This is a genomic window from Psychrobacter sp. 28M-43, assembly GCF_014770435.1.
GTDB lineage: Bacteria > Pseudomonadota > Gammaproteobacteria > Pseudomonadales > Moraxellaceae > Psychrobacter.
Genome location: NZ_CP061739.1, coordinates 1 through 13,760, shown reverse-complemented (window position 1 = coordinate 13,760; position 13,760 = coordinate 1). Strand labels below are relative to the sequence as shown.

Sequence of the window (13,760 nt, the reverse complement as noted above, 5' to 3'; positions counted from 1 at the left end):
CGATATCCATCAATAGATAAATTGGTGCCCTATTTTAACAAGTTTACGCCCTCTATTGGCTATTAGATGTTCGATTATTCGCGATTATTATTCGCGCATACCCTCAATTTATATAATTACCCTCTAAGCAATGACAAAAATAAGCAAAAAGTAGACAGTAAACCCAGTTATGAGGAAACTATCTTCCTCTCTGTTCATCAGCCATTTGCTAAGTTTACTACGTAGCATCACTCAACGCTGCATGAATGCGAGTCAACCCTTCCCTCAATATTTCTTTAGGGCAGGCCACATTTAGGCGCATCTTTAAATGTCCTTCTTCGCCATATTTAATACCGGCGTTTAGCTCAACTTTAGCAGCTCTAAGCGCATCATACAGCGCCTGATCGTCTTGGCTATATGCTGAACAATCTAGCCAAATTAGGTACGATGCTTCTGGGTGCATGATTTTAATATCAGGCAAATGCTCATTTAAAAACTGCACCGTCAACTCAATGTTGGCTTCGATATAACTAAGCGCTTGCTCTAGCCACTCACCGCCGTGCTCGTAAGCACTACGCATAGCTGTATACGCAAATAGGTTCAGCTCGTATTCATCATTTAATTGCTGCTGCTGACTGATTTTTTTGATTAGTACCTTATCTTTAGCAAATATCATCGAGCCTTTGATACCTGCGATATTAAAGGTTTTGGTCATCGAAGTCAGGCTTACGACATTGTGCTCGTAGCCTTTTGCTAGCGTTAGAAACGGTATAAACGTGTGACCCGTTAAGGTCAAATCTTGATGAATCTCATCACTGACAATCGCCACATTGTGCTTTTTGCAAATCGAAAGAACCGCTTCAAGCTCATCTTTCGTCCACACGCGCCCGCCTGGATTGTGCGGATTGCAGAGTAGATAAAGCTTAACATCATGTTCGACTATTTTGGATTCAATATCGACCAAGTCCAGATGATACTTGCCTTCGACTTCCTTTAATGCAGAGAGCACAAGCTTACGGCCATTGCCCTCAACCTTGGTCATAAACGGTGTATAAATAGGATCATTGACCAGTACCGCGTCGCCTACTTCGGTAAAGACATTCATCATCAGCACCAAGCTCGGCACGACACCAGGGGAAAATAAAATATCCTGCTTATCTAACCACAAGTCATAACGACGGCCATGCCAGTTAATAATCGAGTCATACAAAGCCTCGGTAGGATTGGTATATCCCAATATGCCATGCTGCACTGTTTGCTCAATTGCATTTAAGACAGGCTGCGCAGCCTTAAAATCCATATCCGCGACCCATAGCGCAATCGTGTCATCGGTATAGTGCCATTTGAGTGACCCTGTATTACGTCTATCGATTATTTCATCAAAGTTATATTGCATTGGTACTCTTCTTGTTTAGAACAATAATGGTTTGGAACGTCAAAAACACAGCGCAATATATGCATTGTATTATCAATATACGCTACGCTATCTGCTGTAGTAGATTAAGGCGCATTCGATTTTTTACAAATAATTAAAGTGCTTTTAGACCCTAATTATCCATTTATCGGCTTAAATAACCTTCAAAGATATAAAGTGAACATTGTTTTAATAATGATTAAAAAATAATGCTACATTAAGGTTTCGGACTCTATCTATCATAAAGTTATTTGTGCCAGAGTGCGCTGATGTTGCCATGATTATAATCTATCAACATCTACCTAAACTATCTAATAAGCCATCAAGGCTAACAAAAAGGAATAAAGAATGAAAATGGACTTTTTACCGAAATCAGTACTAAAGATTAGTGCCCTTACCTTTGCCATTGCCGCAACTGCTTCTTGCACTGCTATGGCAACAGGAACTGACCATCAGACTGCAAACGCAGCTAGCAGCACCGCCATCACTCTCGGCAATGCTGCCACAACTAGCGGCACCAATGATACCGTTGCCATTGGTAGTCAGGCCAATGCAGGATTAAACTCAGCTACTGCCGTTGGCGGTCAAGCGAACGCTGCTGGTCTAGGCTCAACCTCTATTGGTTGGCAATCAAAAGCCACTGCCGAACGTGCACAAGCTTTTGGTCATCTAGCCAATGCAAGTGGTGTACGCTCTACCGCTGTCGGTGAGGCAGCTATGGCAGGTGGCAATAATGATACAGTTGCTGTCGGGAATAAAGCCAATGCAGGTCTAAATTCAGCAACAGCCGTAGGCGGTGAAGCTAATGCCGCTGGTCTAGGCTCAACCTCTATCGGTTGGCAGTCAAAAGCTACCGCTGAACGCGCACAAGCATTTGGTCATCTAGCCAATGCAAGTGGTATGCGCTCTACCGCTGTCGGTGAAGCGGCAGCAGCACAAGGTGCAACTTCGGTGGCGGTCGGTAATAAATCTATGGCAGGCGGCATGAACAGTATCGCTATCGGTAACGAGGCAAAGGCGTCTAAAGACAACCAAGTCGTCTTAGGTAACGCTGGACAAGTGCAGTCGAGTACTGCAGCACAATCAGGTACGGTCAGAATCGTCACGATCGATAATAACGGCACTTTAGGTACGATGATGGTTGACTACTATAAGTCAGCTAAATAATTATAGTTGAGTGGTCAACACTGACGCTATTGTAGTCAGTCATACTCGATAAAATAAAAAAACCTCGCGATTGCGAGGTTTTTTTTGGTGGTATGTTTGGTTAAATAGGACTTTTACGGAAGTTTAAAAGGTAAGTGCACATATCGTCCTTTTATCTTTTGCGTACGAGAAACAACTCTTAAACTTTATTAATATTAACGCCCCTTAAACTCCGCCTCACGTCTCTCAACCATCGCCATTACACCTTCTTTGGCATCTTCTGAATGAAACAGCGGCGGCAGATAGCTATGGATATTAGCCAATGCAGTCGCTGCCCCATTACGGCTGGCATCTTGTGCTGAAGACAATGCCCCTCTCACGCCTAAAGGTGCCGCTTTACAGATTTCTTCTGCCAACGTTAATGCACGCTCGTACTCAGTCCCATTTGCTACTACTTCACTGACCAAATTCAGCCTATCGGCCGTTTGCGCATCGAATGCTTTACCAGTGAGTAGATACGGCATGGCTTTTTGCCAGCCAGCAGCGGCGACAAAGCGTACCGTTGCACCGCCAAATGGCATGATACCGCGCTGGACTTCCATTTGTGCAAAGTTACAGTTATCACTAGCGATAACCACATCACTGTTTAGCATCAGCTCGATAGCCACGGTGAAGCAAGTGCCCTTGACCGCCACGACCACAGGTTTGGTACGTAGTTTCCCGCTAATGCCCCATGGGTCAATTTGATCGTCATTAAACTCAAACACGCCATCGTTTAGCTTATCTTGTAGCTCTACCAAATCTAACCCAGCGGTAAAGTGATCTCCATGCGCAAATATCAGCGCACAGCGTAAGTTATCGTCTGCCTCGTAGCGAGTCATGGCGTCAGACAGTTGGGCAATCATATGACTGTCAAAGGCGTTGCGTTTGTTGGCACGATTTAGCCCGACAAGGCATACGTGGCCTTGCGTATTATAAGTGATGCGGTTTTCTGTGGCGTTACTATCCGTAGTCATGGTTCCATCCTTGTTAAAGTAATCATTGGCATATAATGAGTGGTTATATAGTCAAATCTCGATAATTTATCGGTAGAGATTGAGTGATAAGTCACCTTTAATATAGACACCCTCGTTCTATAACACAAGCCATAGAGATGACTCGCATAGTGCAAAAATCGATAAAAGTTGACCTCATTTACGATAAGTGCAACTATGTTGCAGGTCTAAATATGGTTCAGAGTATTTTATGGAATTTTGGCACGGTTTTTTACTCATCACTAGCGTACATCTATTGGCTGCGGCCTCACCTGGCCCTGATTTTGTCTTAGTCTCGCAGCAGACATTAGCAAAAGGCCGACGCACAGGTTTGATTTGTAGTCTCGGTATTACCTTGGGTCTTGCCGTCCATATTATCTATTCTGTATTAGGACTGGCGACTGTCATTGCTCATTCACAGCCATTATTGACTACTATTAAATGGTTGGGTGGCGGCTATCTGATTTATTTAGGTTGGCAAGGTATCCAAGCCAAGCCTAAAAAACCAGCAGATTTAGAAACAGCTCATCTTTTAGAAAAAACACATGCTTTAGAAAAAGCAGATTCACAAGTAGGTTCAAGCACTCACACTTCGCAAGATGCGCTTACTAGCCAGACCACATCTCTAGTTAAAGACACCACTATCGAAAAATCGCCTAGCAATAGTGAGTCAACCTTTGCTACGTTGCGTCGCGGATTCCTTTGTAACGTCTTTAATCCAAAAGCGCCTGTCTATTTTGTAGCTATTTTTACTCTTGTATTGTCGCCTGATATACCGCTTTGGCAATTGGCTATTTATGGTGTATGGATGATGGTGCTACAGATGGCGTGGTTTAGTACGGTCGTCATGCTACTCTCTATCCCTGCGGTACATCGACGCTTCCAAAAATTTGAGCATTGGATCGACCGCGTATTGGGTACTGCGATGATCGTATTAGGACTTAACTTGATATTACGTCACCGATAAGCGACCGATAAAGCGCGGATAAACAATTAGCAACCTGCGAAATCTGCTACACTGGTTACTTATATCCATATATCGTAGCCTGACATTATGACAAGTAAGCCCATGACCCGTAACCCTGCAAATAGTAAACACAGAAACAGATCTCCTGCGACCGCGAAAAAACTCGGTCAGCTGCACCCACGTAACCCGCACCAAGGTCGTTATGACTTTGCGGTATTGACTCGCGCCTTACCCGAGCTTGCTGACCATACCATTACCAATCCTAAAGGTGAGTCGACGATTAACTTCTCGGATCATCAGGCTGTTCGCGTGCTAAATAAAGCACTGTTGGCGAACTATTACGGGGTTAAATTTTGGGACATTCCTGAAGGTTATCTATGTCCGCCTATTCCTGGACGTGCCGATTATATTCACTATATCGCGGATTTACTGGCGCAAACCACTCACCTAAACGCCGATAACACACCGCCAACAGGTAAAGAAATTCACGCCCTTGATATCGGTACTGGTGCCAGTGCTATCTACCCTATCGTTGGTAGTCAAAGCTATGGCTGGCGCTTTACAGCAAGTGACATTGACCCTATCTCAGTCAACACCGCAGCGCTGATTTGTGAAGCTAATCCAAAACTAAAGAGTGCGGTCAAAGTAAAGCTGCAGCCTGAGCCTAAGTTTATCTTTAAAAACATCATTGGTCGTCAAGATTATTTTGATGTCGTGGTTTGTAACCCTCCGTTTCATGCTTCATTAGAAGAAGCGATGGAAGCCAATAGTCGCAAACAACATAACTTGCAGCGTCATCGTGGTAAAAATGAAAGCGAGCAAATCAGCCGTAGTTCAACCAAATCAGGCAACGCTGCGCAAAACCTAAACTTCGGCGGTCAGCACAAAGAGCTATGGAGTGAAGGTGGCGAAATTGCGTTCTTGACCAAGATGGCAAAAGAAAGCCAGAGCTTTGCAGAACACGTTGGTTGGTTTACTACTTTAGTGTCGAAATCTGAAAACGTTAAGCCATTGCAATTATTATTAAAGCAGCTAAACGTCGCTCAAATGCGTATTATCGAGATGAGCCAAGGTCAAAAAAGCACTCGTGTATTAGCTTGGCGTTTTGACACTGACGAAGAATAATCACTGATTTGAGTTTCACGTGAAACAAAAAAGCACCGTTTTGATATTCAAAGCGGTGCTTTTGTATAAATACTCAGTAAAAAACTAAATTAGCTAAAAAAACATCACTTTTAGACCAATCGAAATAAGCACGATACCTCCCAATGCTTCAGCTTTATCCTCTAGCCATGTGCCTGAGCGACGTCCCAGATAGACCCCGATCCAGCCAAATATAGCAGTTACTACAGCGATAATTAAGCAAGCTAACCACGCATTCAGTGACAATAAATTCAGCGTAAACCCTGCCGCCATTGCATCAATACTAGTGGCAACTGCTAACGTAAACATAGTGCGGTGATTGATACGTCCATGGTTACTCGTGGCTGTTACTGTATCACTATCAGTGTTAATAGCATCATCATTGACGTCCAGATCATCACTGTCAGTATCTGACTCATCAGCAGTAAACACTTCATAAAGCATTTTCCCACCTAGAGCAATCAATATAGTGCCGCCAATCCAAGGTGCAGCAGCGGCCAACCAACCCAACATTGCCGCACCTAATAAGTATCCAATAAGCGGCATTATCCCCTGAGCGATACCAAAGTACAGCGCAGCATAAATAGCTAATCGCAATACATATTGATGACTGTATTTTTGAGCCTTAGCACCCGACCCTATCGACACTGCAAACGCATCCATCGCTAAAGCAATAGCGAGTAGAATTACTTCAACCATTTGATTCCCACAAATTATAATTATTAAGTAATAGCAACGCTAATAAATGAGTTTCACGTGAAACAAAAATACCGCTTTGAATATCAAAGCGGTATTTTTATAAATTGTCAGTAACCAGTTTCAAGTTTAGATATCTAGGTTCGATACTGTTAGCGCATTCTCTTCAATGAAGATACGACGCGGTTCAACGTGATCACCCATCAAGCAAGTAAACATATGGTCAGCGGCGATAGCATCTTCGATAGTAACGCGTAGCATACGACGATTTTCAGGATCCATCGTTGTATCCCACAGCTGATCGGCATTCATCTCGCCTAGACCTTTGTAACGCTGGATAGCTAGACCACGACGCGCATCGAGCATCATTTGTTGCCATAGATAATCGAAGTCGCGTACTGGGATATCTTTTGTTGTGCCCGCACTTGCTTCACGGCGGATAAAGGCGTCGCTCTCAAGCAATGTATTCCATTCACTTGATAAACGTAGCAACTTGCCATACTCACCAGAGTTGATAAAGCTAGCATCTAACAAATAATGGTGTGCCAGTTGATGCACGTATACCGTGACGCGTGGTAGCCACTGTGCCTTGGTAGATAAAGCCTCACTATCTGACGCTTCGCCTTCTTCAGTACCTACTACTGGCGTCATACCCAATAAATCTGCTGCGGCTGCATCCATATTTTTTGGCTGCGGCGCATGGATATTAACCAATTCAATCTCAGGGCTTAGATCGCTACCGAAGTGATCAAGCTTAGTCTGCATCGCTGCTTTCCAGTCCTGCATGGCAGACTCATCATAAGTCATGTCAGTGCTAAGTTTCGGCGTATGCGTCAATGCGTCTAAAATTACCGCTGGGAAACGAATCTGCAGACGTGCTTTGATCAACTGCGTTTGGTTATAGTCGTTAAGCAGTGTCTCAAGCGCTTGACCAGTAATCGCAGGCGCATCAGCACTGATATGCAGCTTGGTATTGTCAATCGTTGAAGACAATAGATACGCTTTAAGCGCTTCGTCATCTTTGAGATATAACTCTTGACGACCTTTTTTTACTTTGTATAGCGGTGGCTGAGCAATATATACATAGCCGCGCTCGATTAATTCAGGCGTTTGACGGAAGAAGAACGTCAATAGCAACGTACGAATATGCGATCCATCAACATCGGCATCGGTCATAATGATGATTTTGTGGTAGCGTACTTTGTCAGGGTTGTACTCATCAGGACCGATACCACAACCTAATGCAGTAATCAGGTTACCCACTTCAGCAGACGATAGCATCTTGTCAAAGCGCGCACGCTCGACGTTTAGAATCTTACCTTTTAGTGGCAAGATTGCTTGTGTTTTACGACTACGACCTTGTTTAGCTGAGCCACCTGCAGAGTCACCTTCCACAATGTATAGTTCAGATAATACTGGATCCTTTTCTTGGCAATCGGCTAACTTACCAGGCAGACCTGCAATATCCAAAGTGGTCTTGCGACGCGTCATTTCACGCGCTTTACGAGCCGCATCACGTGCACGCGCTGCATCGATAATCTTGTTAGCAATGGCTTTACCAGCACCTGGATTCTCTAGCAGGTAGTCATTGAACTTATCATGCATGGCTGATTCAACAGCAGATTTCACTTCGCTTGATACTAGCTTATCTTTGGTCTGACTTGAGAACTTCGGATCTGGTACTTTTACAGAGACAATTGCGGTCAACCCTTCACGAGCATCATCACCCGTTGCGGCTACTTTCTCTTTTTTGAATAAGTTTTCACGATCCATATAACTGTTCAAGCAACGCGTCAATGCTGAACGGAAACCAGATAAGTGAGTACCACCATCTTTTTGCGGGATATTGTTGGTGAAGCACAATACTTTTTCGTTATACGTATCTGTCCACTGTAGCGCGACTTCTACGCTAATACCATCATCTTGTTGACTAGTAAAATGGAATACTTCATTGATACCGTCTTTACCAGCATTGATATAGCTAACAAACTCTAGCAAGCCACCTTTATGCTCAAACTCATGACGTTTATCAATACGCTCATCAGTCAAAACAATACGCACACCAGAGTTCAAAAATGATAGCTCACGTAAGCGTTTTGCTAAGATATCGTACTCAAAGATCGTACCAGTAAACACATCACTGCTAGGATAAAAACGGATTTGTGTACCCGTCTGATCGGTTGCTTCCATCTGTTGGATATCGCTATCAGGTACGCCATCAGTATAAGTCTGATGATAATGATAGCCTTCACGCCAGATATTCATCTCAAGCTTTTGAGACAGAGCGTTAACTACTGATACCCCCACACCGTGCAAGCCACCTGACACTTTATAGCTATTGTCATCGAACTTACCACCTGCATGCAAGACCGTCATAATAACCTGCGCCGCTGATACACCCTCTTCTGGGTGGATATCAACAGGCACACCGCGACCGTTATCCATCACACTGACAGACTCATCTTCGTGAATAACGATATCAATCTGATCACAGTGACCAGCAAGCGCCTCATCGATAGAGTTATCCACTACCTCAAAGACCATATGATGCAAGCCTGTGCCATCATCGGTATCACCGATATACATACCAGGACGCACACGTACGGCCTCTAACCCACGCAATACGCGAATATCTTTAGAACTATAATCAGAAGGCAATACTTCTGAAACTACCGTAGGCACAGCTGCTTCATTAGTACTGTCGTCTATCAATTGCTCGTGGTTAATAGGTAATGAATCACTCATGTACATTCCTTAATCTAGCCATAATCAGCCATTTACGATTAGCGGACTTATAAAAAGTCCGCTACATAGTGGCATCTTAGAATTAACGTCTATTATTCATAATCTAAAGTGCATATGAGCAGCTAAACCACTAACCACCGTTAGCCTCAAAAAAGGCCGCACAGAGATAAAATTAATAAATTATTTATTAGTAATAGTCTTTGTTTTTCTAACCGTTGTTAAAACTATTGAAATAAATAAAATACATATTTATCAAATACTTATGAATAATTGAAAAATAGAAATCTTTTCTATGATGCTGTCAAATAAATTGCTGAGCACAGGACAAAAATAAAGGGTTATTTTAACATTTTTTTGCTTCTAAGTCACTGTTTACTGAGAGTTTTATGGTCTGTGAAAGGTCGTCTTAACATAGTAACGGTTAGGACAAATAGTAATGGCTGTAGTACCAAAGAATAAGAGATAAAAATAGATTGATAATCATCAGGAGTATGAATTGAAAATAAGATATTAATCACTAAGTGACATCCTACCTTGTTTCACGTGAAACGTATTTGGTTGTGACCAAAGTTCATTAACTAAAGGTAAAATATCGTCTGTTAGACTGGTCATAAATACTTGGCATGGGAGTTGCGCGAGGGTCGATAGCAGTATTTCTATAGCTCTATTATCCAATTCTGCAGTGATATCATCTAGAAGCACAACAGGTGTCGCTCTCGATGACAAATCATCATTGAGTGAGTTACTGCGCTCTTCATCGTTTAGCAACAGTGGTAGCTGCGATAGGCGCAGTGCAGTAATGAGCAGTTTCTTTTCACCGCGAGACAATACATTTGCTGCCTGCTCTTTCAAAGTTGGTAATTTGTTTTGGATACTATTTGCTGAATCCGCTGTTCTGGCATCTTTAATTTGATCGTTTACAGACTCATCAGAACGCCAATGCACATGAATATCAGCACGATGATTACCTATACGGGTGTACCCCAGTTGCAGATCCTGCTCTAACCGCTCGTTAAGCTGCACATCTAGCGCAACACTGGTATCGTAACCAGCATTATAGCTTAGGCTCAGTTGCTCAGCGTAAGATGGCAATAGCTGTATGATACTCTTGGCAAAATAAGGCTGCCATTCAGTAAATACTTGCTCGCGATAATGATGAATCAAGGCAGCATGATTACTCAACCCTTTATCCCATGATTTCAGCTCAGCTAGCTGTACTTGGGTTAAGTGACGAGTGACTTTTAGCAAACTATTGCGCTGTTTTAGGAGGCGTTGATAAGCCATCCATTGTGGATGAAATCCTTGTTTCATGTGAAACACTAACCAATCTAATAGTTGTCGACGGCTCGCACTTCCCTGCTCCAACATATCCATTGTCGATGGATCTATCAGTAACGTAGGTAGCTGCTCTGTCAAGATACTTTGGTTATAAACAGTGGTTTGATTGAGGCGTAAGATGGTCGTAGCATCTGCTTGCTTTTGAATAGCTAAAGTACGACTATCATTTAGCTTAGCATGAACAGTTGTCTTATTTTGATGATGCTGGATATAACGTTTGGGCTGGTGATGACGAAAGCTCTTACCTCTTGATAATAAAAATATAGCTTCGAGTAACGAGGTTTTACCACTACCATTTTCACCGATAATGATGTTGCAAGCAGCAGGCTCTAGGCTAATTTGAGTAAGGTTTCTAAGATGGGATATTTGTAGACGTTCAATCATAGTATCGACAGCCGCCCATTAAAGCCTGCTAGTTTAGCAGGCAAAAGTTTATTAAAAATCAATATATAGTACTAAAAATAAAGCTCTTTGAAACGTACTACTTCTATTCAATTTTGTTTGTTTCTAAAGAAAAACGCATTATATACGCATTGGCATAATGACATACTGATGGAATTCATCGTTAAGTTGATTGACCAATACAGAAGCATTCGATTGGCTCATATGCATTTGTAAATCGCCTTGGATAACGCTTAATACATCTTGCAGATACGCAGCGTTAAACGACAGCTCCATCGGCTCACCTTGATACTTAGCTTGTATCATCTCGACTGCTTCATCCTGTTCAGCATTGTTGGCACGTACTTCGACCATACCATCGCTAGCAAAATTAAAGACCACACCACGAGATTTTTCATTACTCAAGATAGCAACACGACGTAGAACGTCTGTCATTTTTTCTTGATTGAATAAAGCCAATTTATCAGTATTGATCGGCATCACACGGCGATAATCAGGGAACTTACCATCAATCAAACGCGCGGTAAATGTCACCATTAGATCTTGGCTGACCTGTCCTGCACTATCGACATCGCCAAATGGCAAACTTACTTGTAGAAATTCTCGGCCAAAACTTAGGGTAACTACGTTATCCTGATCACCCAACATTTTGCCAAGCTCAGAAGCTAAACGCTCAAGCTCAATCACTGCCTTACGTGGCAAAATAGCTTGCATATTGAGATCTGTGCTTACATTGATCACACTACGGGCTAATGCCAGTCTATGGCCATCTGTTGCTACCGTTGTCAGTTGCTGCTGTGAAACGTCAAATAACATACCTGTTAAGTAGTAGCGTACATCTTGAATCGCCATTGCAAACTGTGTTTTATGAATCAAATCTGTTAGACGATTACGGCTAATAGTCAGAGGGGTGATATTTTCAGGGTTACCCAAACTCGGATAGTCTTCGCTTGGTAATGTTCCTAATGTAAAACGACTCTTACCACTAGTTAACAAACAACGCTCATTTGCTTGAGTTGCTAGATTAACTTGCGCCTGTGCAGGTAGCGATTTACAAATATCTTTTAGCTTGGTTGCAGGAAGCGTCGTTGTACCTGCTTCTACACAAGCACCAGCAGGCAATTTCAATGTCGATGTCAGCTCTACCTCTAGATCTGACGCTGTTAAGATAAGCTCAGATTCTGATAACTGTAGCTTGATATTACCCAATATAACCATATTGTGGCGTTTATCAGCGGCTTTGGCGATCAAATTGATAGCTTTTAGTAACGATTCTCGATTGATCGATAATTGCATGCTTAGTTACTCTTATTTGAATGATTCTTTTATAAAAATTTGTCGTAATGACTCAATAATACCTTGTCTGCTGACGATAATCTACAGAGCATCTCTGCACTTGTATTTTCGATATTATAAACCATCTGTATTTACTAGAATACAACGATATCTAGCGCTTTTATCCTGCCTGTAACATCAGAGCTAGGGTTTTATAATCCTTATCAAATGCAGGATCTGCTGCTCTTAACTCATTTACTTTATCGCAAGCGTGCATCACCGTCGTATGGTCGCGTCCACCGAACGACTGACCAATTTCAGGGAAGCTATCGCCTGTTAATTCACGCGACAAAGCCATCGCTATTTGACGTGGTCTTGCAATACTACGCGTACGTTTACGCCCCATAATATCTTTGACCGTGACATCATAGTATTCAGCAACTATCTTACGGATGTTATCCATATTCACTGCCTGCACACGCATTGCAACGATGTCTTTTAGTGCGTATTGCACCATCTCAAGGGTAATCTGTGCACCTGTTAGATTGGCATTGGCAAACACTTGATTTAAGGCACCTTCTAAACGCCTGACATTAGACACCACATTTTGTGCAATAAATAGCGCACATTCTTTGGGCAATACCATACCGTAGGAGGCCGCTTTTTTCTGCAAAATTTGTACACGAGTATCAATTTCAGGAGGATCAACAGCGACTGTTAACCCCCAAGAAAACCGTGATCTAAATCGTTCATCAAATTCTGTCATTTGAGAGGGATGTCGATCAGAGGCTAAAATAAGTTGTTTATCACCACTAGTAAAATCTGCAAATAATGTTAGAAACTCATTACTACTTTTAGTCTTTCCTGCCAATACATGAATATCATCTACAATTAATAAATCTACTTTTTTAATTTTCTTTTTAAAATCTTCTATTTTATTATTTCTTAATGAATAAACTAATTGATTTATAAATTTTTCAGAAGTGAAATAATAAAAACTTTGATTATTTTTTAAATAGCGATGAGCTACAGAATGCATTAAATGCGTTTTTCCCAATCCAGAAGGGCCGTATATAAATAAAGGATTGTGACGATTTTTTGATTGGCGCTTACCAAGCTCATAACAAGCCTTGTAAGCCAAGTTATTGGACTTACCTGTAACAAAGGTTTCAAAAGTAAATTCGGGGTTCAGATAGCTTAATGATTTTGTATCAGCAGACTCCACTGGCTCATTATGACGCATGTTCGCGTCGATATCTGCTTTTGCATTGTTATGATGAATAGATTCAAATTTATGTTCGGATGGGGTAGGGGAGACGTCGTCTTCTACAAACAAAGAACCTGATTGACTGTTATCTTCTGCATTGCGGCCAGCATTATCAACATGTACGACGACCTCTTCAATACTACCTTGACTGTGTTTGGTCACCAACTGCTGAATATCTTGAAGATGATTCTTCTTGATATACGTCACAAAATAATCATTGGGAGCAAGAATAATCAAAGTTTGTGCTTCTTGATGAGCTGACAGAGGTCTCAGCCACATAGTAAAAACGTTGTCTTTGACGTTATAACGCAAATCGTTTAGACATTTATCCCAAATATTTGCTGTGTCTATCAT

10 protein-coding genes are annotated in these 13,760 nt (G+C 42.0%); 3 read left to right on the top strand and 7 right to left on the bottom strand.

Annotated features, from left to right (window positions below):
• Positions 1 to 217: 217 nt before the first annotated feature.
• Entirely contained in the window at positions 218 to 1,375 is a 1,158-nt protein-coding gene (locus IEE84_RS00050; protein ID WP_191114456.1) for a MalY/PatB family protein, read from the bottom strand.
• A gap of 366 nt (positions 1,376 to 1,741) precedes the next feature.
• On the opposite strand from IEE84_RS00050, the gene IEE84_RS00045 reads away from it, so the two are divergent.
• Complete coding sequence (locus IEE84_RS00045) at positions 1,742 to 2,560, top strand: hypothetical protein (protein ID WP_191114455.1); 819 nt, start codon at positions 1,742 to 1,744, stop codon at positions 2,558 to 2,560.
• Positions 2,561 to 2,754: 194 nt separating this feature from the next.
• Here IEE84_RS00045 and IEE84_RS00040 read toward each other — a convergent pair whose 3' ends face one another.
• Positions 2,755 to 3,555, bottom strand: coding sequence for a crotonase/enoyl-CoA hydratase family protein (locus tag IEE84_RS00040; RefSeq protein ID WP_191114454.1), 801 nt, complete (start codon positions 3,553 to 3,555; stop codon positions 2,755 to 2,757).
• A gap of 229 nt (positions 3,556 to 3,784) precedes the next feature.
• On the opposite strand from IEE84_RS00040, the gene IEE84_RS00035 reads away from it, so the two are divergent.
• Together IEE84_RS00035 and rlmF are read left to right on the top strand one after the other, a co-directional pair.
• A complete protein-coding gene (locus IEE84_RS00035) occupies positions 3,785 to 4,540 on the top strand; it encodes a LysE family translocator (protein ID WP_191114453.1) in 756 nt (251 codons plus the stop codon).
• Between the two features lie 87 nt (positions 4,541 to 4,627).
• Positions 4,628 to 5,665 carry a 23S rRNA (adenine(1618)-N(6))-methyltransferase RlmF gene (gene rlmF, locus IEE84_RS00030; protein WP_191114452.1) on the top strand — a complete coding sequence of 346 codons (1,038 nt, stop codon included), beginning with the start codon at positions 4,628 to 4,630 and terminating at the stop codon, positions 5,663 to 5,665.
• 93 nt (positions 5,666 to 5,758) lie between these two features.
• Here rlmF and IEE84_RS00025 read toward each other — a convergent pair whose 3' ends face one another.
• From IEE84_RS00025 to dnaA, 5 genes are all read right to left on the bottom strand, one after another.
• On the bottom strand, positions 5,759 to 6,382 hold the full coding sequence (locus tag IEE84_RS00025; RefSeq protein ID WP_191114451.1) for a manganese efflux pump MntP: 624 nt from the start codon (positions 6,380 to 6,382) through the stop codon (positions 5,759 to 5,761).
• A 126-nt stretch (positions 6,383 to 6,508) separates the two neighbouring features.
• A complete protein-coding gene (gene gyrB, locus IEE84_RS00020) occupies positions 6,509 to 9,124 on the bottom strand; it encodes a DNA topoisomerase (ATP-hydrolyzing) subunit B (RefSeq protein WP_191114450.1) in 2,616 nt (871 codons plus the stop codon).
• A gap of 510 nt (positions 9,125 to 9,634) precedes the next feature.
• Entirely contained in the window at positions 9,635 to 10,846 is a 1,212-nt protein-coding gene (recF, locus tag IEE84_RS00015; RefSeq protein WP_191114449.1) for a DNA replication/repair protein RecF, read from the bottom strand.
• Positions 10,847 to 10,984: 138 nt separating this feature from the next.
• Positions 10,985 to 12,160: a DNA polymerase III subunit beta gene (dnaN, locus tag IEE84_RS00010; protein WP_191114448.1), complete on the bottom strand. Its 1,176-nt coding sequence runs from the start codon at positions 12,158 to 12,160 to the stop codon at positions 10,985 to 10,987.
• A gap of 160 nt (positions 12,161 to 12,320) precedes the next feature.
• Positions 12,321 to 13,760: a chromosomal replication initiator protein DnaA gene (gene dnaA, locus IEE84_RS00005; protein ID WP_191114447.1), complete on the bottom strand. Its 1,440-nt coding sequence runs from the start codon at positions 13,758 to 13,760 to the stop codon at positions 12,321 to 12,323.